Annotated in this window: 23 protein-coding genes; 20 read left to right on the top strand and 3 right to left on the bottom strand. The window is 41.4% G+C overall.

The features are described from left to right. The first annotated feature begins 80 nt into the window (after nt 1–80). Nucleotides 81–1,253, top strand: a complete 1,173-nt coding sequence (locus tag DXN33_RS09200; RefSeq protein ID WP_181897313.1) for a hydroxymethylglutaryl-CoA synthase — start codon at nt 81–83, stop codon at nt 1,251–1,253. Continuing rightward, nucleotides 1,253–2,527 carry a hydroxymethylglutaryl-CoA reductase, degradative gene (locus tag DXN33_RS09195; RefSeq protein ID WP_115904930.1) on the top strand — a complete coding sequence of 425 codons (1,275 nt, stop codon included), beginning with the start codon at nt 1,253–1,255 and terminating at the stop codon, nt 2,525–2,527. Before DXN33_RS09200 ends, DXN33_RS09195 begins: the two co-directional genes overlap by 1 nt. A gap of 36 nt (nt 2,528–2,563) precedes the next feature. Here DXN33_RS09195 and DXN33_RS09190 read toward each other — a convergent pair whose 3' ends face one another. Both DXN33_RS09190 and DXN33_RS09185 read right to left on the bottom strand, forming a co-directional pair. Continuing rightward, nucleotides 2,564–3,529 carry a LacI family DNA-binding transcriptional regulator gene (locus DXN33_RS09190; protein ID WP_115904929.1) on the bottom strand — a complete coding sequence of 322 codons (966 nt, stop codon included), beginning with the start codon at nt 3,527–3,529 and terminating at the stop codon, nt 2,564–2,566. Then, complete coding sequence (locus DXN33_RS09185; protein ID WP_115904928.1) at nt 3,510–4,964, bottom strand: sucrose-6-phosphate hydrolase; 1,455 nt, start codon at nt 4,962–4,964, stop codon at nt 3,510–3,512. Before DXN33_RS09185 ends, DXN33_RS09190 begins: the two co-directional genes overlap by 20 nt. Before the next feature lie 125 nt (nt 4,965–5,089). Here DXN33_RS09185 and DXN33_RS09700 point away from each other — a divergent pair, with 125 nt between their 5' ends. From DXN33_RS09700 to scrK, 3 genes are all read left to right on the top strand, one after another. Further along, a complete protein-coding gene (locus tag DXN33_RS09700; protein ID WP_181897311.1) occupies nt 5,090–5,248 on the top strand; it encodes a hypothetical protein in 159 nt (52 codons plus the stop codon). Nucleotides 5,249–5,329: 81 nt separating this feature from the next. Further along, nucleotides 5,330–7,234, top strand: a complete 1,905-nt coding sequence (locus tag DXN33_RS09180; RefSeq protein WP_115904927.1) for a sucrose-specific PTS transporter subunit IIBC — start codon at nt 5,330–5,332, stop codon at nt 7,232–7,234. 149 nt (nt 7,235–7,383) lie between these two features. Beyond that, a complete protein-coding gene (gene scrK / locus DXN33_RS09175) occupies nt 7,384–8,271 on the top strand; it encodes a fructokinase ScrK (RefSeq protein WP_000164310.1) in 888 nt (295 codons plus the stop codon). A 319-nt stretch (nt 8,272–8,590) separates the two neighbouring features. On the opposite strand, the gene DXN33_RS09170 is transcribed toward scrK, so the two are convergent. Continuing rightward, a complete protein-coding gene (locus DXN33_RS09170; protein ID WP_000076189.1) occupies nt 8,591–9,208 on the bottom strand; it encodes a TVP38/TMEM64 family protein in 618 nt (205 codons plus the stop codon). Nucleotides 9,209–9,390: 182 nt separating this feature from the next. Between DXN33_RS09170 and DXN33_RS09165 the strand changes: the two genes are divergently transcribed. The 15 genes from DXN33_RS09165 to DXN33_RS09090 all read left to right on the top strand — a co-directional run. Next, a complete protein-coding gene (locus DXN33_RS09165) occupies nt 9,391–9,726 on the top strand; it encodes a nucleotide pyrophosphohydrolase (protein WP_115904926.1) in 336 nt (111 codons plus the stop codon). Then, nucleotides 9,726–11,471 carry a DUF2075 domain-containing protein gene (locus DXN33_RS09160; protein WP_115904925.1) on the top strand — a complete coding sequence of 582 codons (1,746 nt, stop codon included), beginning with the start codon at nt 9,726–9,728 and terminating at the stop codon, nt 11,469–11,471. The genes DXN33_RS09165 and DXN33_RS09160 overlap by 1 nt, the downstream gene beginning before the upstream one ends. Nucleotides 11,472–11,525: 54 nt before the next feature. After that, a complete protein-coding gene (locus DXN33_RS09155; protein WP_115904945.1) occupies nt 11,526–11,930 on the top strand; it encodes a YbgA family protein in 405 nt (134 codons plus the stop codon). Then, the gene (locus DXN33_RS09150; protein ID WP_115904924.1) at nt 11,914–12,279 is read left to right on the top strand and encodes a TIGR02328 family protein; all 366 of its coding nucleotides are present in this window, start codon (nt 11,914–11,916) and stop codon (nt 12,277–12,279) included. The genes DXN33_RS09155 and DXN33_RS09150 overlap by 17 nt, the downstream gene beginning before the upstream one ends. A gap of 186 nt (nt 12,280–12,465) precedes the next feature. Beyond that, nucleotides 12,466–12,759 (top strand): helix-turn-helix domain-containing protein, encoded by a 294-nt coding sequence (locus tag DXN33_RS09145; RefSeq protein ID WP_115904923.1) that lies wholly within the window; start codon nt 12,466–12,468, stop codon nt 12,757–12,759. A 260-nt stretch (nt 12,760–13,019) separates the two neighbouring features. Then, nucleotides 13,020–15,269 (top strand): 5-methyltetrahydropteroyltriglutamate--homocysteine S-methyltransferase, encoded by a 2,250-nt coding sequence (gene metE, locus DXN33_RS09140; protein WP_115904922.1) that lies wholly within the window; start codon nt 13,020–13,022, stop codon nt 15,267–15,269. A 102-nt stretch (nt 15,270–15,371) separates the two neighbouring features. Beyond that, a complete protein-coding gene (gene metF, locus DXN33_RS09135) occupies nt 15,372–16,238 on the top strand; it encodes a methylenetetrahydrofolate reductase [NAD(P)H] (protein WP_115904944.1) in 867 nt (288 codons plus the stop codon). 367 nt (nt 16,239–16,605) lie between these two features. Further along, nucleotides 16,606–18,819 (top strand): polyribonucleotide nucleotidyltransferase, encoded by a 2,214-nt coding sequence (gene pnp, locus DXN33_RS09130; RefSeq protein ID WP_115904921.1) that lies wholly within the window; start codon nt 16,606–16,608, stop codon nt 18,817–18,819. 15 nt (nt 18,820–18,834) lie between these two features. After that, nucleotides 18,835–19,452 carry a serine O-acetyltransferase gene (gene cysE, locus DXN33_RS09125; RefSeq protein WP_115904920.1) on the top strand — a complete coding sequence of 206 codons (618 nt, stop codon included), beginning with the start codon at nt 18,835–18,837 and terminating at the stop codon, nt 19,450–19,452. An 11-nt stretch (nt 19,453–19,463) separates the two neighbouring features. Beyond that, entirely contained in the window at nt 19,464–20,348 is an 885-nt protein-coding gene (locus DXN33_RS09120) for a GNAT family N-acetyltransferase (RefSeq protein WP_115904919.1), read from the top strand. Nucleotides 20,349–20,430: 82 nt separating this feature from the next. Further along, nucleotides 20,431–21,774 (top strand): cysteine--tRNA ligase, encoded by a 1,344-nt coding sequence (gene cysS / locus DXN33_RS09110; protein ID WP_115904942.1) that lies wholly within the window; start codon nt 20,431–20,433, stop codon nt 21,772–21,774. Continuing rightward, a complete protein-coding gene (locus DXN33_RS09105) occupies nt 21,767–22,153 on the top strand; it encodes a Mini-ribonuclease 3 (protein ID WP_049511045.1) in 387 nt (128 codons plus the stop codon). The genes cysS and DXN33_RS09105 overlap by 8 nt, the downstream gene beginning before the upstream one ends. Nucleotides 22,154–22,156: 3 nt before the next feature. Then, the gene (locus DXN33_RS09100; RefSeq protein WP_049488337.1) at nt 22,157–23,026 is read left to right on the top strand and encodes a helix-turn-helix domain-containing protein; all 870 of its coding nucleotides are present in this window, start codon (nt 22,157–22,159) and stop codon (nt 23,024–23,026) included. A gap of 112 nt (nt 23,027–23,138) precedes the next feature. Next, nucleotides 23,139–24,269, top strand: coding sequence for an ABC transporter ATP-binding protein (locus DXN33_RS09095; protein WP_000229953.1), 1,131 nt, complete (start codon nt 23,139–23,141; stop codon nt 24,267–24,269). Nucleotides 24,270–24,404: 135 nt separating this feature from the next. Continuing rightward, a partial coding sequence (locus tag DXN33_RS09090; protein ID WP_142745837.1) for a bifunctional (p)ppGpp synthetase/guanosine-3',5'-bis(diphosphate) 3'-pyrophosphohydrolase occupies nt 24,405–26,342 on the top strand: 1,938 nt, incomplete at its 3' end.

The raw sequence follows: 26,342 nt of genomic DNA, 5'->3' as shown, positions 1-26,342 counted from the left end.
TTTTTTCTCTCTTTTACTGCTATTTGTGATAAAATAGTATAGAACGATTTTTTACAATGAATGATAAAACAGAGGTAAATATGACAATCGGTATTGATAAGATTGGTTTTGCGACCAGTCAATATGTCTTGAAATTACAAGACTTAGCAGAAGCGAGGGGAATTGACCCTGAAAAATTAAGTAAAGGACTCTTGCTCAAGGAATTGAGTATTGCACCCCTAACTGAGGACATCGTGACCTTGGCGGCCAGTGCTAGTGACTCTATTTTAACTGAGCAAGAAAGAGCAGAAATTGATATGGTCATTGTGGCTACCGAGTCAGGAATTGACCAGAGTAAGGCTGCGGCCGTCTTTGTGCATGGCTTGCTAGGCATCCAGCCCTTTGCTCGTAGTTTCGAGATTAAAGAAGCCTGCTATGGAGCGACAGCTGCCCTTCATTATGCAAAACTGCATGTGGAAAATTCTCCAGAGTCCAAGGTCTTGGTCATTGCCAGTGATATTGCCAAGTACGGTATTGAAACTCCAGGAGAACCAACTCAGGGTGCTGGCAGTGTGGCCATGTTAATTACACAAAATCCACGCATTATGGCCTTTAATAATGACAATGTGGCTCAGACTCGTGACATCATGGATTTCTGGCGTCCAAATTACTCAACAACTCCTTATGTAAATGGTGTTTATTCTACCCAACAATACTTGGATAGTTTGAAAACGACTTGGCTTGAATACCAAAAACGCTACCAGCTTACTTTAGATGATTTTGCGGCTGTTTGCTTCCACTTGCCTTATCCTAAATTAGCTCTAAAAGGCTTGAAAAAAATCATGGATAAGAACTTGCCTCAAGAGAAAAAAGACCTCTTGCAAAAGCATTTTGACCAGTCTATTCTCTACAGTCAAAAGGTGGGGAATATCTACACTGGTTCCCTCTTCCTTGGACTTTTGTCTCTCTTGGAAAATACAGATAGTTTGAAGGCTGGGGATAAAATTGCCCTTTATAGTTACGGAAGTGGTGCTGTCGCTGAGTTCTTCAGTGGTGAATTGGTTGAAGGATATGAAGCTTATTTGGATAAAGACCGCTTTAACAAGCTCAACCAACGAACTGCCCTGTCTGTTGCAGACTATGAAAAAGTCTTCTTTGAGGAAGTAGACTTAGATGAAACAAATTCTGCCCAGTTTGCTGGCTATGAAAATCAAGATTTTGCCTTGATTGAAATTGTTGACCACCAACGCCGTTATAGCAAGGTTGAAAAATAATGAAGATAAGTTGGAATGGATTTTCTAAAAAATCATACCAAGAGCGCCTTGAGCTGTTAAAAGCTCAGGCGCTCCTTAGTCCTGAAAAACAAACCAGTCTGGAGCAGGATGAACAAATTAGCGTGACTGTCGCAGACCAGCTGAGTGAGAATGTGGTGGGAACTTTTTCTTTACCTTATTCGCTGGTCCCAGAGGTCCTCGTCAACGGTCAGGAATACACAGTTCCCTATGTGACAGAAGAACCGTCCGTGGTTGCTGCGGCCAGCTATGCAAGTAAAATCATCAAGCGAGCAGGCGGTTTTACTGCTCAAGTTCATGAGCGCCAGATGATTGGGCAGGTGGCCCTTTATCAAGTTGCTAATCCTGATCTAGCGCAAGTGCAGATTGCAAGCAAGAAAGCCGAACTCTTGGAACTTGCCAATCAAGCCTATCCTTCTATCGTTAAACGTGGAGGTGGGGCGCGTGATTTGCATGTAGAACAGATAAAAGGCGAAACAGACTTCCTTGTTGTTTATCTCCATGTTGATACCCAAGAAGCCATGGGAGCCAATATGCTCAACACCATGCTGGAAGCCTTGAAACCAGTCTTAGAAGAACTCAGTCAGGGACAGAGTCTTATGGGAATCCTGTCTAATTACGCGACCGATTCTCTGGTGACAGCAAGCTGTCGTATCGCCTTTCGATACTTGAGCCGCCAAAAGGATCAAGGACGAGAATTTGCGGAGAAGATAGCCTTGGCTAGCCAGTTTGCGCAGGCTGATCCTTATCGAGCTACTACCCATAATAAAGGGATTTTTAATGGTATTGATGCCATTTTGATTGCCACAGGTAATGACTGGCGTGCTATTGAGGCAGGAGCTCATACCTTTGCCAGTCGAGATGGACATTACCAAGGTCTTAGCTCTTGGCGTCTAGACTTGGAGACAGAAGAATTAGTTGGTGAGATGACACTACCCATGCCTGTAGCGACCAAGGGTGGCTCTATCGGCCTTAACCCTCGTGTAGCCCTCAGTCATGAATTATTAGGAAATCCTTCTGCTAAAGAATTAGCTCAGATTATCGTTTCTATCGGGCTTGCCCAAAACTTTGCGGCCCTGAAAGCCTTGGTGAGTACAGGGATTCAGCAAGGTCACATGAAATTGCAGGCCAAATCCTTAGCTCTTCTATCAGGTGCTAGTGAATCCGAGGTAGCTCCCCTAGTCGAGCGCCTCATCGCAGAGAAAACCTTTAATCTAGAGACAGCCCAGCGATATCTAGAAAACTTAAGATCATAAAAAAACTCAGACGAATTGGTCTGAGTTTTCTTGTGCTTAAATACTTTTTCCTGATAATAATGTAACTGGTAAGAAGTAACCTGTTGTGGCGACTTCCTTGCCTTCGATCTTTTGCAAGAGGAGGTCCACAGTGAAGCAGGCAATTTCTTCCAAAGGTTGCTTGATAGTAGCCAGTTGAGGGTAGTAATTCTCGATAAAGTAGGTCCCATCATAGCCGATGACTTTAAGCTCGTCAGGGACAGAAATGCCCAGTTCTTGAGCGATTTTAATAACCAGAATAGCTGTCAAATCATCTGAAGCAAAGATGGCATCTGGCTTTTGTCGAGTCAAGATATTCTTTATTTCCATTTCTTTTCTGACTGGAGAAAAGTCACTGGAAACATTGATAATAGGAGCTTTTGGGAGTACGGAGGCAAAACCAGCGTGGCGTAGTCCAGTTGGCGAATTGGAATTGTCATTCCCTGTAATCATAATGATAGACTGGGCACCTGTCTTAACCAAGGTCTGGGCCGCAAGAATCCCACCAGCATAGTTGTCAGAGGAAACGACAGGGATGTCTGGAGACAGGTTTCGGTCAAAGGAAATAATCGGTGCCGTCACGCGATTGTAGTCTTCGATTCCTAAGTTGTGACTACCCGAAATGATGCCGTCCACCTGATTGGCTTCCAACATTTCGATGTATTCGCGTTCCTTCTCAGAATCGTGCTCACTGTTGCAGATAATGGTCTTGTAACCATTTTTGAAGAGTTGGTGCTCCAGCTTATCAATCAATTCTGCATAGAAAACATTGGAAATATTTGGGAAAATCAAACCGATTAACTTAGCTGACTTTCCTTGTAGACTGCGAGCTAGGTTGTTGGGTTTATAGCCCAATTCTCGCATGGCTTCATTTACCTTTTGAATTGTTTTTTCAGATAAATACCCTTTTTTATTGATAACCCGAGAAACGGTAGTAGGGCTGACGCCTGCAAGTTTGGCGACATCAGTTAGTTTTGCGACCATAATCTAATTCATAGTAAGTTCCAGTTGGGTTTCCAGATTTAATCAGGATCCCATTTTGGTCCGCATGTGGGAAGACACGACCAGAAAATACTTTTTCTCCTTTATTGATGAAAATTTCAAAGACAGAGTTATCGATGAAGATTGTAGCAGTAGTAGCCTGATTCTCGATAGGGCAAGAACGTGTAGTTCCAAATTCTTGGGCATACTGTTCACCAGCCTGGCTACGATCTACTGTCACTTGACCATTTACAAGGTCAAAGTTGATGGAAAGTCCCTTGCCTTCTTTATCAGCCAGTAAGACAATCTCGCTCTGGCTATTAGCTTCCAAGTTGAGTTCAAGTTCGTAAGTGTTCTTGGTTTGAGCACGATTTGAGAAGACTTCTTCAGAAGCACGAAGGTCCTTGATAGCTGCGACTGGGTATTGGTAGAGTTTGCCGTCTTTGATAGTGAGTTCCTTGACCAAAGAGAAGGTTCCTTGGTAGTCGAAACGATCAGATGGATATGAAACATCAGGCAAGCCAAGCCAGCTAACAGCTAGAGCACGTCCATCAGGAGCGTTAAAGGCTTGAGTTGCATAGGCTTCGAAACCATAGTCCATGTTTTGAAGTTGAGATACATCTACCATTTTAGCATTTTCAGGGTCAAAGGAAGCCCCAATCTTATACATATTTGGAAAGATATTATCGTAGTCTAGAACTTTCTTATCCAATCCTTGTGGGCAGTAGAGAAGGACAGGTTGTTCCCCTACAAAGACCAGATTTGGACATTCCATCATGTAGGCAGTACGGTCGTTAGCAAAGTCAAGGTTGCCAACGGCTTGCCAGTTTGTATAGTCGTTGTCTACAGCCTTGTAGAGACGGACGAAGCCTTTTTTCTCCAAGTCCTGTCCACCGACGATAGCATAGTATTGGCCCTTGAAGTTAAAAATTTGCGGATCACGGAAGTGGTCAGTAGAGTCTGCTGGCTGGTCGATCAAGATCTTGTCAATCTTCGTAATCTTGCCATCCTTGTCCATCAAAGCACCGATTTGGTACGGGTGACGGATCCAGTTTTCATCGCGGACATTTCCTGTATAAAATAGGAACAAGTTATCGCCAAACTGCATGGCAGAACCAGAGTAGGCACCGTGGCTATCTAATGGAGTATCTGGTAAAACTTTGATTCCAGTTTCTTTAAAGTGAATCAAATCATCACTTTCTAGCTGTGCCCAAGATTTTAAACCGTGGGCTGCACCAAAAGGAAAGTTTTGATAAAAAACAATCCACTTCCCATCAAAGTAAGAAAAGCCATTTGGGTCATTGAGAAGTCCTGTTTTTGGCTCAACATGGTAATGAGTATGCCATGGAGATTGTGCCATATTTTCCTTTATATGTTGAATTTCTTCTTGCGTCCAATCTTGATAAAGTCTGTAACGACGCTCAGTTGTCCATTTCATGTTATCTTCCTTCCAAAATTTCTACTATCTTAATAGTAAACGTTTCCTCATAAAAAAGCAAGTCTTTTATCATAAAATTAAGAAAAAATGGCAAACGATTGACAGATGATTAGGAACTTATTTTTATGAAAATTAATGAAAATATGAAAGTTTTTGAAAAAATACACATAAAAACACGTAGGATCAGGCACTTTTTAGAGAGATTTATTAAGAAAGTAGCAAAAACTATCAAAAATTTTAATAATCAAAAAACTTTTTCTGCAAAACGCTTGACATATTTTTGAAAGATGATAAAATAATACTCGTAGGGCGAATAAAATCGCTTTCAAACAAGAACAAATTTTTTTATAAGGAGATTTTTGCAAATGACCAATACAGAAATTGCAAAAAAAGTCATCGAAGCCTTGGGTGGACGTGAGAACGTCAACAGTGTAGCTCACTGTGCGACTCGCCTCCGTGTGATGGTAAAAGATGAAGCTAAAATCAATAAGAACGCTATTGAGAACTTGGAAAAAGTTCAAGGTGCTTTCTTTAACTCAGGTCAATACCAAATTATCTTTGGTACTGGTACAGTAAACAAGATGTACGATGAAGTCGTAGCTCTTGGTTTGCTAACTTCATCTAAAGATGAGATGAAAGAAGAAGCAGGCAAACAAGGAAATTGGTTCCAACGTGCCATCCGTACTTTCGGTGACGTCTTTGTACCTCTTTTGCCAGCAATCGTTGCTACTGGTTTGTTTATGGGAATTCGTGGGGCTATTGTTCAAGATCAAGTTTTGGCTTTGTTTGGAACAACTGCAGAAGCTTTTAAAGCAACAAACTTCTATACCTATTCAGTTGTTTTGACAGATACAGCTTTTGCCTTCTTCCCAGCCTTAATCTGTTGGTCAGCCTTTCGAGTCTTCGGTGGAAATCCATTGCTTGGTTTGGTTCTAGGATTGATGATGGTAAACTCATCCTTACCAAATGCCTGGGCTGTGGCCTCTGGTGACGCTCAACCAATCCTCTTCTTTGGTTTTATCAAAGTTGTCGGCTATCAAAACTCAGTTTTACCAGCCTTCTTCGTTGGTCTGACTGGTGCTAAACTAGAAAAGTGGCTCCGTAAGCGTATTCCAGATGTATTAGATTTACTCCTTGTACCATTCTTGACTTTCTTAGTAATGTCTATTTTGGCCTTGTTTGTCATTGGACCTGTATTCCACGAAGTTGAAAGCTATGTCAAAGTCGCTACTGTTTGGTTGCTCAGTCTTCCAATGGGTCTAGGTGGATTAATCCTTGGTGGTGTTCATCAGGTCATCGTTGTTACAGGTGTTCACCATATCTTCAATCTCTTGGAGGCTAACCTTGTTACTTCTACAGGTTCAGATCCTCTTAATGCTATTATTACAGCAGCTATGACTGCTCAACTTGGAGCAACGCTTGCTGTTGGTGTAAAAACAAAGAATCCCAAAATTAAAGCTCTTGCCTTCCCAGCTGCACTTTCTGCTGGACTTGGTATCACTGAACCAGCTATTTTTGGTATCAATCTTCGCTATGGTAAACCGTTTATCATGGGGCTTATCGCCGGTGCTGCTGGTGGTTGGTTAGCAAACATTCTAGGTTTGGCAGGTACTAGCTTTGGTATTACGATCATTCCTGGAACACTTCTCTATATCAACGGTCAACTCCTTAAGTATGTCTTTATGGTCTTAGTTACAACTGCCCTTGGTTTCGGTTTGACATATGCTTTTGGTTACAAAGAAGAAACAGAAGTTGTTGAAGAAACAGTTTCTGAAGAAACTACAGTGGTAAATGAAGAAGTACCAGCAACTCTTCAAGACGAAACAATCCAAACACCAATCGTTGGTGATGTTGTTGCTCTTTCAAATGTGAATGACCCAGTATTCTCAAGTGGAGCTATGGGACAAGGTATCGCTGTAAAACCTAGTCAAGATGTTGTTTACGCCCCAGCTGATGCTGAAGTGACAATCGTCTTCCCAACAGGACATGCTTATGGTTTGAAAACTGCAAACGGAGCTGAAATCTTGATCCACGTTGGTATCGATACTGTTTCAATGAATGGTGAAGGATTTGACCAAAAAGTTGCTCAAGGTGACAAGGTTAAAGCTGGAGATGTTCTTGGAACCTTTGACTCAGCTAAGATTGCTGCTGCAGGTCTTGATAACACAACAATGGTTATCGTGACAAACACAGCTGACTTTGTTTCAGTAAATCCAGTTGCTTCTGGATCAGTTGCTAAAGGTGATGCTGTGATCGAAGTGAAAATCTAATCAATCCTCTCTAATGTGAAAACGAACAAATGACATGTTTGTTCGTTTTTGCTTGAATGGTAAGATTTACAGAGGAAAATCTAAAAAATAGAGAAATTTAGACTTTCGAAATATGCTATAATAAAGAAAATAAAAACAAGAGGTTTATCATGACAAAATTATATGGAAGCTTGGAAGCGGGCGGTACAAAGTTTGTCTGTGCTGTCGGTGATGAAAACTTTAACGTTGTAGAAAAAACACAATTTCCAACAACAACTCCAATCGAAACAATCGATAAAACCATTGAGTTCTTCTCGAAATTCGACAACCTTGCTGGTCTTGCAGTTGGTTCATTTGGTCCGATTGATATTGATAAAAACTCAAAAACTTATGGCTTTATCACGACGACTCCAAAACCAAACTGGGCAAATGTGGACTTGCTTGGTGCCCTTCGTCGCGCCCTCAACGTGCCAATGTACTTCACTACAGACGTAAACAGCTCTGCTTATGGTGAAGTGGTTGCCCGTAACAATGCTGGTGGTCGTATCGAAAACTTGGTTTACTACACAATCGGTACAGGTATCGGTGCTGGTGTTATCCAACGTGGAGAGTTTATCGGTGGTGTGGGTCACCCTGAGATGGGTCATTATTATGTTGCTAGACACCCAATGGATATTGAAAAAGAGTTTAAGGGTGTTTGTCCTTTCCATAAGGGATGTCTGGAAGGCTATGCAGCTGGTCCAAGTTTGGAAGCTCGTACAGGTGTACGTGGGGAAAATATTGAACTCAACAATCCTGTTTGGGATGTCCAAGCCTACTATATCGCTCAAGCTGCGGTCAATGCGACAGTGACTTTCCGCCCAGACGTGATTGTCTTTGGTGGAGGGGTCATGGCTCAACAACACATGCTGGATCGTGTCCGTGAGAAATTTACATCTCTTCTTAATGGCTACCTACCAGTACCTGATGTGCGTGATTACATCGTGACGCCAGCAGTCGCAGGAAATGGTTCTGCTACTCTTGGAAACTTTGTCCTTGCAAAAGAAGTTTCAAAATAAAGCACAAAATCCGCTTGGGAAACCAAACGGATTTTGTGGTTGAAAACAATATTTTTGAGCCTTTCCTTAAGTGATTACGGACGGTAGCGACTTTCTTCGAAATTCCATACCTAAACTTTGAGCCTAATGTCTCAAAGTTTCCGAACACCTGAAACCATTAGATTTCAGGTGTTTCTATCACGGCGAAAAGGCTAGGTAAGTCCTCGCCTCACTATCGAAAAATAGGAATGATTTCCATACCAAAGTATATTTAGTATCAAGCTATAATCAATCTACGCTCTAAAAATCCGCTTGGGAAACCAAACGGATTTTTTACGTGTCAAAGCATTTGCCAGAAAAAGTCGATAATATAGGTCAGACCGTAGGTATAAACCACGAGGGTAAAGGGCTTAGTCAGAATGATGATGGTCATATAGCGCTTGAAGCTCATCTTGGTCAGGGCAGCTAGCATACAGAGAAAGTCAGCTGGACTAATGGGCCAAATCATCATAAAAATAAAGAAACGGTCAAAACGATTGCCCTTATCCAGCCAGCCGATATACTTGTCATAGGTGCGCTTGCTGACGACGGATTGGACAAAGGCAGCTCCATAGAGGCGCACTAGATAAAAGATAATGGCACAGCCAATGACAATGCCGATATAGTTGTAGATAGTCCCGATGATGTGGCCGTAGATAAAGACACCAGCCACCGAGGTCAAGGCTCCTGGAATGATAGGGACGACAGTTTGTAAAATCTGTAAAAAGATAAAGAGGGGTGGACCCCAGATACCTGCCTGCTGGATAAAAGCAGAGAGGGTTTCTTTAGACTGTAAAACCCCAGCCTGATAAGCCCAAATACAGAAAATCAAACTTCCAACTCCACCGACAATCGATGAGATATTGATAACTCGCTGCAGAAGGGGAGACACAGCTTTCATTTGTTTATCCTGTGACATGTAAACTCCTCATAGATAGTATAATTCTACTATACCATATTTTGGAGGAGAAAGGGGGAATGGGTTGTTTTTGGATTAGAGTGAAGGTCAAGAATTTAAATCTAATTTTATTCCAATTATAAAATTTAAGAACGGGTTTCATGATATAATGTGTATAAGTAAATTGATATCGGAGAAAATAAATGAAGTCAACAATAGATAAAATTAATAAATTTAGGGATGATCGGGATTGGAGAAAATTTCACAATGAAAAAGATTTAGCTATATCCATTTCACTGGAAGCTAGTGAACTTTTAGAATTGTTCCAATGGAAGCAGTCTGAAGAAGTTACAACAAATTCTCTTGAAAGAATTAAAGAAGAACTAGCAGATGTGCTAATATATTCAATGATGTTAGCTGATAATTTACAACTGGATATAGAACAGATTATTGAAGAAAAATTAGAAAAAAATAAAGCGAAATATCCTGTTAAATTAAGTAAGGGGAATAATAAAAAATATACTGAGTTGGAGAAATAATGGTAAAAATACAAAGTCCAATCGTTAGAGAAATAGACTATACCAGCAACTCGCTGGTGAAACTTAAAAACCAATTTAAATTTAATGAAAATAAAAATGATTTAAAATTTTTATTTGATTATCCGGTAGTTTATATTGTTAACGATGAGAAAAAGAATCGATTTAGTGTGTACATAGGTGAAACAACTGATATAATTCGGCGAACAAGTCAACACTTAATTGACGATATAAAAAAAGAAAATAGAGATGATTGGAGAGATTTTGCAACATCTTCGACAACGAAGATGTTTGTAATTGGTCACAATCATTTTAATAAGTCGTTAACTCTAGATATAGAAAATCGCTTAATGCTATATTTATCAAGTGTCGATAATGTAACCAGGGTACAAAATAGAAGAGGAAATCCTCAAAATGAATATTATACATCCGATGAGTTAGATTCAATTTTTTCAAAAATTTGGCGTTCATTAAATAAAAAAAATCACTTTTTATTTCCTGCTGAAAGTATTGTTAGAAATTCTGCTATTTTCAAATCTTCACCTTTTCATAAATTAACCAATGAGCAAATAAAAGCAAAAAATGAGATCATTTTTAAAATTACTTCAGCTCTTAGTAAGAATGAACTTGGAACTTTAATCTTAGTTAAAGGAGAAGCTGGTGCTGGGAAAACGGTACTGATGAGTTCTTTAATAGACGATTTATTGAATTCTGATGATACAGAATTCATAAGAGAAAATAATACTATAAATCTAGTTGTCAATCATGACGACCAATTAAGTGTCTATAAAGAAATTGAGAAAAAACTTGAGTGGAAAAGTGGGTTAAATCTTGATGTTGCTATGAAACCAACCCAGTTTCTAAATGCACTGAAAAAACAAGATGTAGATGCTGGTATAGTCGTTATTGATGAAGGGCACTTACTTTTGACAGCAAAAAACCAAGCTTATCAAGGCGGCAATCATTTAAAGGATATTCTTTCAAAATCTAAAGTAGTTGTTCTAGTTTACGATGATAATCAAATAATGAATAAATCTCAAATATGGGTAGATGATTCATTTTTGACTTTACAGCATCAAGCGAGGTTGTCTGGTAATTTAATCGAATTAAATAATCAAATGCGTATAAGAGCTAGTGAATCTACAATTAGTTGGATTAGAAATATTATTGATAAAAGAGAAATTACCAAATTAAAAGAAGACAAGAACTATGATATCCAGATATTTAATTCTCCAAAGGAATTACAAGATGCTATTAAATTAAAAGATAAGAATCAACACTTAGGAATTTCTAGGTTAATAGCAACCTATGATTGGGATTATAGTAGTCAATCTAAACCAATAGATAAAGAGTATTGGTGTGTGGAAATAGACGACTGGTCATGTCCTTGGAATAGAGAATTACGTAGGGATAAAAAAGACTCTAAACTTTCTTGGATCGAACAATCCCAAACAATTAATGAAGTAGGTTCAACTTTTACTGTTCAAGGTTTTGATTTGAATTACGCCGGGGTAATTATTGGTCCATCAGTCAAATATAGAAATGGTGAAATTAAGTTCGATATTTCTGCTAGTAAAAATAAAGGTGCAGTTCAAAATAGAAAACTCGACAATGGTGAAATGAGAAACTTTGGTGCAGATCTTTTAAAAAATGAATTAAATGTTTTACTAACAAGAGGAGTAAATGGCCTGTATATATACGCAGTAGATGAAGAACTTCAAGCAGCTTTAAAAGATGCAATTTTATAAGAATATAAGGTAGGGATAGATTTTTTTGAATCCAAACATGGTATAATGTCAGTTATGAATAATAACAACCAACGTGCCCTTTGCCAGCAACTCTGGGCTAGAAACAAATACCTCGTTTTGAGCCATTCCAGCAATATTTACAATGAGATTCGCCAATACTTGAAGAATGAAGAGGTGGAGGTCAGTCATGTTCAAGAACTGATCGATCGTGCCTGTCAAATCCCTGAGCATAGAGGTCAGGTCTGCAATGCCTTTCAGCATATTTGGGGCTATTTCAAAAAGAAAGCGACAGATGCTGAGCGCAAGGACTACATGCTCTTACTGGATCGCTACCGCTTTGGTCAGGTTTCTAAGGAAGACTTGATCACTAAGAGTCGAGGTTTGCTTGATCGCTATCCCAATACCTACTTGCAACATTCGACTTTACTGAAAGGAAATTGTCATGAGACTTTGGCATGAGGCTTTGATTTCACAGCTTCCTCGTCCTCAACTCTTGGGGCAACATCGAGAGTGTTGCGCCCTGCGTGGCAATGGCTGGGGCAGAAAGCATGCGACGGTGGACTATGTCTTTACTCACTCTCCCTATCGTCTCTATGCCTATCATGACTTGATCATGAAGGAGATGGTTAAACGATGCTTTAAGGTCAGTCCAGAATGGCTGGACAAGAACTACCGTGGCAAGACCTGCCCTCCTTATCAAGACTTAGTAGAGGAAAAGCTGAAAAGTCCTATCTATAGTGAACATGATGCTACTTACTATGAGGAGTGTCTGGTAAATCTCCGAGAAAAGGGGATAGAGCTGGAATAATAGTAAGGATTGCCTTCAATTTATAACTCTTCTCATAATTTTTTCGAATAATAAAGATGAGACCTTTAGAGTTTTTCTAAGGTCTTCTTTTTATGAGTGTCCAGATTTACTTTTAATAACTTTTGAGTTATAATTTTAAAAAAGCCAAACGTGAACTGAAGGACTTAAAAGAAAGAGGGGTAAGTGATGAAGAATAGTGCTATCGGGAGTAATTGGAAGGATGTCCGCTCTGAGCTCTTTACCGAGGAGGAAATCCTTGAAAGTGATATGCGAGTGGCTATTATGAGTGAGTTGATAGTAGCTAGACATGAGCAAGGAATCAGCCAGAAAAAGCTAGAAGAACTTAGTGGAGTAAGCCAGCCTGTCATAGCTAGAATGGAAACAGGAAAGACTAGTCCTCAGTTGGATACAGTCTTGAAAGTTTTAGCCAGTTTAGGAAAGACACTAGCAGTCGTCCCACTTGAACAGAGGAAAAGCTGACTAGAATCAGTTATAGTCTTTTCTAATAACAAGTCATAGTCACTTATAAGAATTACTAATAACGCGTTTGAGCATTCTAACTGGAATACGCCTATAAAACAAGCTATACAAAGGATTTGAGGTATTTGTTTCAAGTCTTTTTCTTTTGTCTAAAACAGAGATATAGTTTCAAGCTATATCAAAGCCTAATTTTTTACAATTATACAGATGATTTCTTTTCTGTTAAGATAGTTTCAACAACAAATTTTGGAGGACACATCATGTCAACTACAATCATCGGTTTCCCACGTTTGGGCGAATTCCGCGAATTAAAATTTACAACTGAAAAATACTTTAGAAAAGAAATCTCAGAAGAAGAACTTTTGGCAGCAGCAAAAGACTTGCGCGCTAAACACTGGAACATTGTCAAAGAAAAAGGCATCACTGAAATTCCATCAAATGACTTTTCTCACTATGACAACTTCCTAGATGCAGCTTTCCTTTTCAACGTGGTGCCTGCTTCAGTTCAAAACTTGGACTTGTCTGACCTTGAGCGCTACTTCGCTTTGGGTCGTGGTTACCAAGGAGAAAAAGGAGATGTTCGCGCCCTTCCGATGAAGAAATGGTTTAACACTAACTACCACTACATCGTTCCTAAATTTGAAAAAGACACTCAAGTAAAATTGGCTGGTCACAAGATTTTCGATGAGTTCCAAGAAGCAAAAGAACTTGGATTGAACACTCGCCCAGTTCTTGTAGGTCCATTCACTTTCCTTCAATTGTCAGACTTTGAAGAAGGCGTGAAAGCAGAAGACTTCGTAGACAGCTTAGTAGCTGCTTACCAAGAAGTTTTTGCAAAATTGGCTGAACTTGGTGCGACTCGTATCCAACTCGACGAAGCTGCTCTTGTAAAAGATTTGACATCTGAAGAAAAAGCTCTCTTCTTGAACCTCTACAACAAGCTTTTGGCTGACAAAAAAGGTCTTGAAGTCTTGCTTCAAACTTACTTCGGAGATGTTCGTGACGTTTACGCTGACCTTGTAAACTTGCCAGTAGATGCTATCGGTCTTGACTTCGTTGAAGGTAAGAAAACTCTTGAATTGGTTAAAGGTGGTTTCCCAGCTGACAAGACTCTTTATGCAGGTATTGTCAATGGTAAAAACATCTGGCGCAACAACTACGAAAAGAGCTTGGCCGTTCTTGAGCAAATCCCAGCTGAAAACATTGTATTGACAAGCTCATGCTCACTTCTTCATGTGCCATTTACAACTGCTAATGAAGAATTTGAACCAGCAATCTTGAACCACTTTGCCTTTGCAGTTGAAAAATTGGATGAGATTCGTGATTTGGATGCTATCCGCAATGGTCAAGGTGAAGAAGCACTTGCAGCTAACAAAGAACTCTTTGCGACTGAGCGTGTTGGTGAAAATGCGGAACTTCGTGCGCGTATCGCTGGCTTGACAGACGCAGACTACACTCGTTTGCCAGCCTTTGCAGAACGTGAAGCTATCCAGGAAGAAGCTTTCAAACTTCCAGCTCTTCCAACAACAACGATCGGTTCATTCCCTCAAACTAAAGAAGTTCGTGCTAAACGTTTGGCTTACCGTAAAGGTGAATTGTCTCAAGAAGAGTACGACGCTTTCCTTGCTGAAACGATCGATGAATGGATCAAATGGCAAGAAGATATCGACTTTGATGTCCTTGTTCACGGTGAATTTGAGCGTAATGACATGGTTGAGTACTTCGGTCAAAACTTGTCAGGTTACCTCTTCTCTAAAAATGGTTGGGTACAATCATACGGTATGCGTGGAGTTAAACCACCAATCATCTGGGGTGATGTCACTCGTCTTAACCCTATCACTGTTAAATGGTCTAGCTATGCACAAAGCCGTACAAACAAACCTGTTAAAGGTATGTTGACTGGACCTGTTACCATCCTCAACTGGTCATTCCCACGTGAAGACATCTCTATCAAGGATTCTACTCTTCAAATCGCCCTTGCTATCAAGGATGAAGTGCTTGACCTTGAAGCTGCTGGTGTGAAAATCATCCAAATCGACGAGGCTGCTCTTCGTGAAAAATTGCCACTCCGTCGTAGCGACTGGTACGAAGACTACCTTGACTGGGCAATTCCTGCCTTCCGCTTGGTACACTCAACAGTAGCGCCAGACACACAAATCCACACTCACATGTGTTACTCAGAATTTACAGATATCATCCCAGCTATCGACAACATGGATGCAGATGTTATTTCCTTTGAAGCTAGCCGTTCAAACCTTGAAATCTTGGACGAACTCAAAGCGAAAAACTTCCAAACAGAAGTGGGACCTGGGGTTTACGATATCCACTCACCTCGTGTACCAAATGAAGGCGAAATCGACAATACAATCGAAGCCATCCTTGCTAAAGTGCCAAGCAAGAAAGTTTGGATCAACCCTGACTGTGGTTTGAAAACACGTGGTATTCCAGAAACAAAAGAAAGCTTGATCCGCCTTGTTGAAGCAGCTAAAGCTGCGCGTGAGAAATTGTAAGATAGGATTTCTCAAGAAGCGCTGTTTGGTCAATCTGCCTGTTTCACTTGGATTCTAGGAATCCAGCTAACGAAAAAAATCAACTAGAAAAGGATAATGACTATGTCACGCCAAACACCGTCACTCTCATTTGAAGTGTTCCCTCCCAACCCAGCCGTGGGTAATGATAACATTATTTCTGCTCTTCAAGATATGCAGGAGTTGGCTCCTCACTTTATCAGTGTAACTGCCAGCAATAATAAATTTAATATCAAGGAAACGACGGTTCGTTTGGCTGACTTTATCCAAAATGACTTGGCGATTCCGACTATTGCTCACTTGCCAGCCATCTATTTGACCAAGGACAAGGTTGCTGAAACTATTGCAGACTTGGACAAGGTTGGGGTGCAGAAAATCTTGGCTCTTCGTGGGGATATTATTCCAGATGTGGAACCACAAAAGGATTTCCGCTACGCAACTGACTTGATTGAGTTCATCAAGGAACAAGCCCCTCACTTTGATATTGTCGGAGCTTGTTATCCAGAAGGCCATCCAGATTCACCAAATCAGATTACAGATATTCAAAATCTTAAGAAGAAAGTGTATGCAGGCTGTTCGAGTCTTGTAACTCAGCTTTTCTTTGACAATGAGCGCTTCTATGATTTCCAAGACAAGTGCATCTTGGCTGGGATTGATGTTCCCATTCATGCAGGGATTATGCCAATTCTGAATCGAAATCAGGCTCTCCGTCTCTTGAAGACTTGTGAGAATATCCATCTTCCACGCAAATTTAAAGCCATCTTAGACAAGTATGAGCATGACCCTGAGTCGCTCAGAGCAGCAGGACTTGCCTATGCGGTGGACCAAATCGTGGACTTGGTAACTCAGGATGTTGCCGGTGTGCATCTCTACACTATGAACAATGCTGAAACAGCAAAATACATCCACCAAGCAACCCATGCCTTGTTTAATCATCAGTCTCTAGGATAATAAAAAGCAAACCATTCTTCTCAGGTGAGGAGAATGGTTCCTTTTTAATGGTAAAGACCGCACTTTTTAAGAAAAATATGATAAAATAGACTCTGTACGTACTTGATACAAAGATGAGGGTATAAACAGATTTTTAACTATTCAAATCTGCTATAAAAAGGAAAAATACTAAAGAATAATATTTTTAAACTTTTCAAAGTATCTAAATAGTTGAACACGGGCTAAATCCCTAGTGAAAAAGATAGATTTCCTAGTGTGCATCGCACACTGCGTCAATCTCCTATTTTCATACGGGATTCTTCACGCCCTTTGTATCCTGATTTTTGTAGGCAAGGCGTATAATTTCATCAATCCAAAGGGGATTAAAATGACAAAACAAGTGTTTCAAACGACTTTTGCGGGTCGTGAGTTAATTGTAGAGACTGGTCAGGTTGCTAAGCAAGCAAATGGTGCAGTTGTTGTACGTTACGGTGAGTCAACTGTCTTGACTGCTGCCGTTATGTCTAAGAAAATGGCAACTGGAGATTTCTTCCCTCTTCAAGTCAACTACGAAGAAAAAATGTATGCGGCTGGGAAGTTTCCTGGTGGCTTTATGAAACGTGAAGGACGTCCTTCAACGGATGCGACATTGACAGCGCGTTTGATTGACCGTCCAATCCGTCCTATGTTTGCGGAAGGTTTCCGTAATGAAGTGCAAGTGATTAACACAGTGCTTTCTTATGATGAAAATGCCTCTGCACCAATGGCAGCTATGTTTGGTTCATCATTAGCATTGTCTATTTCAGATATTCCATTTGACGGACCAATTGCTGGGGTACAAGTGGGCTATGTAGATGGTCAAATCATCATCAACCCTACGCAAGAACAAGCAGAGCAATCGCTCCTTGAATTGACAGTAGCTGGTACCAAACACGCCATCAACATGGTAGAGTCTGGTGCTAAAGAATTGTCAGAAGAAATCATGCTGGAAGCCCTCCTTAAAGGGCACGAAGCAGTCAAAGAATTGATTGCCTTCCAAGAAGAAATCGTTGCAGCAGTTGGTAAGGAAAAAGCAGAAGTAGAATTGCTTCATGTGGATGCTGAATTGCAGGCTGAAATTATCGCAGCCTACAACAGTGACCTCCAAAAGGCAGTTCAAGTAGAAGAAAAATTGGCTCGTGAAGCTGCAACTCAAGCAGTTAAGGACCAAGTTACTGCTGTGTATGAAGAAAAATATGCAGACCACGAAGAATTTGATCGTATCATGCGTGATGTGGCTGAAATCTTGGAACAAATGGAACACGCAGAAGTGCGCCGCTTGATTACAGAAGACAAGATTCGTCCTGATGGTCGTAAGGTCGATGAAATCCGTCCTTTGGATGCGGTTGTTGACTTCCTTCCTCGTGTGCACGGTTCAGGTCTCTTCACTCGTGGGCAAACTCAGGCCCTTTCAGTCTTGACCTTGGCTCCGATGGGTGAAACTCAAATCATTGATGGTTTGGATCCAGAGTATAAGAAACGCTTTATGCACCATTATAACTTCCCTCAATACTCTGTAGGGGAAACTGGACGCTACGGTGCACCTGGTCGTCGTGAAATCGGTCACGGTGCTCTTGGTGAGCGTGCTCTTGCTCAAGTCTTGCCAAGTTTGGAAGAATTCCCATATGCTATCCGTTTGGTAGCTGAGGTCTTGGAATCAAATGGTTCTTCATCTCAGGCTTCTATCTGTGCGGGAACGCTTGCCCTTATGGCTGGTGGTGTGCCAATCAAGGCGCCAGTAGCAGGAATTGCCATGGGTCTTATTTCAGATGGAAACAACTATACAGTCTTGACAGATATCCAAGGTTTGGAAGATCACTTTGGAGACATGGACTTCAAGGTTGCAGGAACTCGTGACGGGATTACAGCCCTTCAAATGGATATCAAGATCCAAGGGATCACTGCAGAAATCTTGACTGAAGCCCTTGCCCAAGCCAAGAAAGCTCGTTTTGAAATCCTTGATGTGATTGAAGCAACCATTCCAGAAGTTCGTCCAGAATTGGCTCCAACTGCTCCGAAAATTGATACCATCAAGATTGATGTGGACAAGATTAAGATTGTCATCGGTAAGGGTGGAGAAACCATTGACAAGATTATCGCTGAAACAGGCGTTAAGATTGATATCGATGAAGAAGGAAATGTGTCTATCTACTCTAGCGATCAAGATGCCATTAATCGTGCTAAAGAGATTATTGCTGGTTTGGTCCGTGAAGCCAAAGTGGATGAAGTTTACCGTGCTAAAGTCGTTCGTATCGAGAAATTTGGTGCCTTTGTCAACCTCTTTGATAAGACAGATGCCCTTGTTCATATCTCTGAGATGGCTTGGACGCGTACCAATAATGTCGAAGACTTGGTAGCAATCGGGGATGAAGTTGATGTTAAGGTTATCAAGATTGATGAAAAAGGACGTGTGGATGCTTCTATGAAAGCCCTTCTTCCTCGTCCTCCAAAACCTGAACGTGATGAAAAAGGTGAAAAATCAGAGCGTCCTTACCGCCCACGTCATCACAAGGATCACAAACCTAAGAAAGAAATTACAGAAACACCAAAAGATTCAGAATAAGAAAAGGAGAAATGTATGGGATGGTGGCGCGAAACCATTGATATCGTAAAAGAAAATGATCCAGCGGCCCGCACCACTTTGGAGGTTTTGCTGACTTATCCAGGTGTCAAGGCCTTGGCGGCCCACCGTCTTTCGCATTTTCTCTGGAAGCATGGCTTCAAACTCTTGGCTCGTATGCACAGTCAGTTTTGGCGCTTTTGGACTCAGATTGAGATTCATCCAGGTGCTCAGATCGATTCAGGTGTCTTTATCGACCACGGTTCAGGCTTGGTGATTGGAGAAACAGCGATTGTTGAAAAAGGCGTTCTTCTCTATCATGGGGTGACTCTTGGGGGAACAGGGAAAGACTGTGGCAAACGCCATCCGACCGTTCGTCAGGGTGCCCTTATATCAGCACATGCCCAAGTCATTGGTCCTGTAGAAATTGGTGCAAATGCCAAGGTCGGTGCTGCAGCAGTTGTCGTAGCAGATGTACCTAGTGATGTGACGGTTGTCGGTATTCCGGCCAAGATTGTCCGAGTTCATGGACAGAAGGATGAACCGACTATCCACGAAGTTGAAGAAAAACGAGAGTACTACGTCAATAAACTCGAGCAGGCTAAAGAAGCCAGTCACAGATCGTCGGGGTTGTAGAGGGTACCTATATGATTCAAGCAAGAAACAAGTTAAGCCAAGAGGAGCTATCTGAGGCGAAAAAACTAATTAACTGTTGCCAAAACTATGACGGTACCTATCGTGATCCCTATCTATCTAACATGCTTAATTTTGACCCAAACATGCCCGCCTTTTTCCTTTATTATGAAAAAGGCGAACTTGTTGGTTTATTAACTGTCTATGCAGATGACCAAGATGTGGAAGTGACGATACTGGTTCATCCAGATCATCGCCGTCAGGGAATTGCGCGTGCATTGTTTACTAGTTTTGAGAGAGAAACAGCTTCTTTTCCGATTCATTCAGTCACTTTTCAGACAGAGCGTGTTTTTCTAGATCGCCATCCTGATTTTGTTAGCAACTGGGGATTGGTCGAGGATGAAGAGACAGAAACTTGGTTAGGTAAGGATAGAAAACCTTATCCGTTAGCAAATGTTTCCAATCTTGAAGTTTTGTTAGCAGATAGTTCGTATCAGGATCAAATTAGTCAGTTAAAATTTCAGGCATTCTCAGAAGATCATGAATCTAGAGAGATTGTGGATAGATATGTCGCTGAAGCTCTGAAGGATCTAGAAAGTCGCTTATATATTTTGTTAAAAGACGGTCAGATTATTGGAACTTGCACGGTAGATTTATCGACTAATACGAATTACTTCTACGGTTTAGCAATATCAGAACTTGAACGTGGGAAAGGCTATGGAAGCTACTTAGCAAAATCCCTTGTCAACCAACTAATTGAGCAAAATGACAAGGAATTTCAGATTGCAGTAGAGGACAGCAATGTAGGTGCCAAGCGCTTGTATGAAAAAATTGGCTTTGTCAAACAGACCCAGGTGGTTTATCTGAATGAGAAAGGAGCAAGGGATTCCGAAGTGTAGAGAGATTCGGACTGAAATTGAATTGAACTCTTAGTGATGAAACTAACTGTTCTTGAATTTTGGATTTCCTGACTATTATTTTATGATTAAAATCTATGACACCATGTCTCGTGATTTGCGAGAATTTATACCGATTGAGGACGGTAAGGTTAAGATGTATGTCTGTGGGCCAACGGTGTACAACTATATTCACGTGGGGAATGCTCGTTCAACGGTGGCTTTTGATACCATTCGTCGTTATTTTGAATACCGTGGTTATGATGTTGCCTATATTTCCAATTTTACGGATGTGGATGATAAGATTATCAACCGTGCCAAGGAAGAAGGAATCACGCCTCAGGAGGTTGCAGACAAGTACATCGCTGCCTTTCGTGAGGATGTGACGGCCTTGGGCGTCAAACCTGCGACTCGCCATCCGCGTGTGGTGGAGTTTATGACTGACATTATCCGCTTTGTGGAAGACTTGATTGAAAAAGGTTTTGCCTATGAGAGCCAAGGGGATGTTTACTTCCGTGTGGAAAAATCCCACAACTATGCCAAATTGGCTAATAAAACCTTGGAAGATTTGGAGCTGGGTGCTTCAGGTCGTACCGATGAAGAAACAGCTCGTAAGGAAAATCCTGTAGACTTTGCTCTCTGGAAATCTGCCAAATCAGGCGAGATTTCTTGGGACAGTCCTTGGGGACCTGGTCGTCCGGGATGGCATATTGAGTGTTCGGTCATGTCAACAGAGATTTTGGGAGATACCATTGATATCCACGGTGGTGGAGCCGATCTCGAGTTTCCTCATCATACCAATGAAATTGCCCAGTCAGAAGCCAAAACAGGCAAGACCTTTGCTAACTACTGGATGCACAATGGCTTTGTCAATATCGACAATGTCAAGATGTCTAAGTCTTTGGGCAACTTTATAACCGTACACGATGCCCTTAAAACTCTTGATGGCCAAGTGCTTCGTTTCTTCTTTGCGACACAACATTACCGTAAGCCTATCAACTTTACAGAAAAAGCAGTGCGCGATGCAGAGACTAATCTCAAGTATCTAAAGAACACTTACGAACAACCATTTTCTGGGACTGTAGATTCTCAAGAGTTACAGGCTTTTAAAGATAAGTTTGTGGCGGCTATGGATGAAGATTTTAACGCTGCTAACGGTATCACAGTGGTCTTTGAAATGGCCAAATGGATTAACTCTGGCAACTATGATGCAAGTGTCAAGCAAGCTCTTGCGGATATGTTGGAAGTCTTTGGAATTGTCTTTATTGAGGAAGTTTTGGATGCAGAGATTGAAGACTTGATCCAAAAACGCCAAGAAGCGCGTGCCAATCGTGACTTTGCTACAGCGGACCAGATCCGTGACCAATTGGCTGCTCAAGGAATTAAGCTCCTTGATACCAAAGATGGAGTGAGGTGGACACGTGATTGATGTCAATCTCATTAACGGGATTGCGCTAGCTTTTGAAGGAGATGCGGTTTATTCCATGTATATTCGCCGCCACCTCATCCTCAAAGGCATGACCAAACCCAATAAACTCCATCAAGAAGCGACCAAGTATGTTTCAGCCAAGGCTCAAGCTCGCCTGATTGCCCTCATGTTGGAGGAGCAAGTTCTAACGGAAAAAGAAGAAGAAATCTACAAACGTGGTCGCAATACCAATAGCCACACCAAGGCTAAAAATGCTGATGTAGTGACTTACCGTATGTCCACAGGTTTTGAAGCCGTCATGGGCTATCTCCATATGACTGCTAATCTAGAACGTCTTGAGAGCTTGATTTCGTGGTGCATCCAAAAAGTGGAGGGCTAGGACATGATGGCAAAAGAACTACAAGACTGGTTTCCTGAAGCTCAGATTTCAGACCAACCAGTAGAGAAAGAAGGCTATCTCACGCTCCCTTTAGCTTCTCAGCAGTGGATTTTGCTGGAGGAAGCTGGTCTCAGTGAGCGTGAAAAGCAGTTGGTTGCCCTGTTGACCCAGCAGGAGCAAGCTCGTTCGCTCAATCCTTGGTATTCTTATCTGGTTGAGGGGAAGGGACAGGCACCGAAAACTTTTAAAAAGATTCAGTTGGTTTATTGTCATCTTTCCTATTTTCAGCAGGAAAATCTAGCTTCTTGGCTAGATATGATGCGGACTCTTTTTCCCAACTGTCAGACGGTGCTTCAAGTCGGAGCTCAGGATTATGTTTTCGTGCTTCAACAAGATAGATATACCTCTGTACGAGCTATTTTAAGTGATACGATTGAAGCGGTTGAGTATGACTTTGGACTGCGTCTCTCTATCATGTTAGGTCAGGTTTGGTCTCAGACAGGACATCAAGCCCTATCAGACTTAATCAAAGCGGAGCGCGATTTGTTTAAGACTTGGTGGCGTCAAGGTCACCAAGGTGTTCATACTTTTTCTCAGCTCTATCTTTGGAGTATGGGAGAAAGACTCGTTGACCTGAGAGTCATTAAAGAATGTCTGCACCAGATGATTTTGGATCAAGATCAGATTCAGGAAATCATTCTTTCTCTTTGGGAAAATAGTGCTGTCTTAACTAAAACAGCCCAGCAACTCTATCTGCACCGTAATTCTCTTCAATACAAGATTGATAAATGGGAAGAATTGACAGGGCTTCAGTTGAAGGAATTGACTGACCTGACCTTGTGTTATCAGTTGATTTTACCAGATATTTTATAAAGTTTTGTGCAAGTTGCACAGAACTTTTTTATTTTTTTGGTCACCTTGCCATAGAAAAGTAAAGCGTTTTCATCTATAATAAAACTATCAAAAGACAAAAGGAGTTCACCTCATGGTAGAATTGAATCTTAAAAACATTTACAAAAAATATCCAAACAGCGAACACTATTCAGTTGAAGACTTCAACTTGGACATTAAAGACAAAGAATTTATCGTTTTCGTAGGTCCTTCAGGATGTGGTAAATCAACAACTCTTCGTATGATCGCAGGTCTTGAAGATATTACAGAAGGAACTGCATCTATCGATGGCGTGGTTGTCAACGACGTAGCTCCAAAAGACCGTGACATCGCCATGGTATTCCAAAACTACGCTCTTTACCCACACATGACTGTTTATGACAACATGGCTTTCGGTTTGAAATTGCGTAAATACAGCAAAGAAGACATCGACAAACGTGTGCAAGAAGCAGCTGAAATCCTTGGCTTGAAAGAATTCTTGGAACGTAAGCCAGCTGACCTTTCAGGTGGTCAACGTCAACGTGTTGCCATGGGTCGTGCGATCGTCCGTGACGCAAAAGTATTCTTGATGGACGAGCCTTTGTCAAACTTGGATGCCAAACTTCGTGTATCAATGCGTGCTGAAATCGCTAAAATCCACCGTCGTATCGGAGCTACAACTATCTACGTAACTCATGACCAAACAGAAGCGATGACACTTGCAGACCGTATTGTTATCATGTCAGCAACTAAGAACCCTGCTGGTACAGGTACTATCGGACGTGTAGAACAAATCGGTACTCCTCAAGAAGTTTACAAAAACCCAGTTAATAAATTCGTAGCAGGCTTCATCGGAAGCCCAGCTATGAACTTCATCAATGTGAAATTGGTTGGTAGCGAAATTGTTTCTGATGGTTTCCGTTTGAAAGTTCCAGAAGGAGCATTGAAAGTTCTTCGTGAAAAAGGCTACGAAGGTAAAGAATTGATCTTCGGTATTCGTCCAGAAGACGTGAATGCAGAACCTGCTTTCCTTGAAACATTCCCAGAATCAGTTGTGAAAGCAACTATCTCTGTATCAGAATTGCTTGGTTCAGAATCTCACCTTTACTGCCAAGTTGGAAAAGATGAATTTGTTGCCAAAGTAGATGCTCGTGACTACTTGCAAACAGGTGCAACAGTTGAACTTGGATTTGACTTGAACAAAGCACACTTCTTCGATGTAGAAACTGAAAGAACAGTTTACTAAGATAAATGAAATGTCAAAACACTGCTAGAGAAATCTGGCAGTGTTTTTTGTGATGTGAATTGATTTAGTGGGAATTTTCTAGTTTTCATATTCTTAAAAAAGTGATAAAATGGTAGGAAGAATTGGAGAGTAGAGATGCCGAAAGAAGTGAATTTAACAGGCGAAGAAGTTGTCGCTTTAACCAAAGAATATTTAACGGAAGAGGATGTCCATTTTGTCCATAAGGCCTTGATCTATGCGGTGGAATGCCATAGTGGTCAATATCGCAAATCAGGTGAGCCTTATATCATTCACCCTATCCAAGTAGCAGGCATTTTAGCCAAGCTCAAGCTGGATGCTGTAACGGTAGCTTGTGGTTTCTTGCATGATGTGGTGGAAGATACAGATGCGACCTTGGATGATTTGGAAAGAGAGTTTGGTCCTGATGTGCGCGTAATCGTTGATGGGGTTACCAAGCTCGGTAAGGTTAAATACAAGTCTCACGAAGAGCAGTTGGCAGAAAATCATCGCAAGATGCTCATGGCTATGTCTGAGGACATCCGTGTTATCTTGGTCAAACTGTCTGACCGCTTGCACAATATGCGGACCCTGAAGCACCTTCGAAAAGACAAGCAGGAGCGCATTTCCAAAGAAACCATGGAAATCTATGCTCCACTTGCCCACCGTTTGGGGATTTCCAGTGTCAAATGGGAGTTGGAAGACCTATCTTTCCGTTATCTCAACCCAACGGAGTTTTACAAGATTACCCATATGATGAAGGAAAAGCGCAGAGAGCGTGAAGCCTTGGTGGATGAGGTGGTCACAAAATTAGAGGAATATACGACAGATCGTCACTTGAAAGGGAAGATTTACGGTCGTCCCAAGCATATTTACTCGATTTTCCGTAAAATGCAGGATAAGAGAAAACGTTTTGAGGAAATCTATGATCTGATTGCCATTCGCTGCATTTTGGATACCCAAAGTGATGTTTATGCCATGCTTGGTTATGTACATGAGCTTTGGAAACCAATGCCAGGTCGTTTCAAAGACTATATCGCTAACCGCAAGGCCAATGGTTATCAGTCTATCCATACGACTGTTTATGGACCAAAAGGGCCAATCGAATTCCAGATTCGGACCAAGGAAATGCATGAGGTCGCTGAGTACGGGGTTGCAGCTCAATGGGCTTATAAGAAGGGCATCAAGGGGCAGATTAACAGCAAGGAATCAGCTATCGGGATGAACTGGATCAAGGAGATGATGGAGCTCCAAGACCAGGCTGATGATGCCAAGGAATTTGTAGATTCTGTTAAGGAAAACTATCTGCCTGAGGAGATTTACGTCTTTACCCCAGATGGAGCTGTCCGCTCTCTTCCAAAAGATTCAGGTCCGATTGACTTTGCCTATGAAATCCATACAAAAGTTGGGGAAAAAGCAACTGGTGCCAAGGTCAATGGTCGTATGGTTCCACTGACAACCAAGCTCAAGACAGGGGATCAGGTTGAAATTGTCACCAACCCTAACTCCTTTGGGCCGAGCCGTGACTGGCTCAACATGGTCAAGACCAGCAAGGCGCGTAACAAGATTCGTCAGTTTTTTAAAAACCAAGATAAAGAATTGTCTGTCAACAAGGGTCGTGAAATGCTGATGGCTCAGTTCCAAGAAAACGGCTATGTAGCTAATAAATTCATGGACAAGCGTCACATGGACCAAGTTTTGCAAAAGACTAGCTACAAGACAGAAGAATCCCTTTTTGCGGCCATTGGTTTTGGAGAAATCGGTGCTATTACCGTCTTTAACCGTCTGACTGAAAAGGAACGCCGTGAGGAAGAACGTGCCAAGGCCAAGGCTGAAGCAGAAGAACTTGTCAAAGGTGGCGAGATCAAGGTTGAAAATAAAGAAACCCTCAAGGTAAAGCATGAGGGTGGTGTGGTCATTGAAGGTGCATCAGGCCTCTTAGTGCGGATTGCTAAGTGTTGTAATCCTGTTCCTGGTGACGATATTGTTGGTTATATTACCAAGGGTCGTGGTGTAGCTATTCATCGTGTGGATTGTATGAACCTGCGTGCCCAAGAAAACTACGAGCAACGTCTC

Origin of the sequence: Streptococcus sp. NM, assembly GCF_003390135.1 — a bacterium.
Taxonomy (GTDB): Bacteria; Bacillota; Bacilli; order Lactobacillales; family Streptococcaceae; genus Streptococcus.
This window is presented reverse-complemented; position numbering and strand designations above follow the sequence as displayed.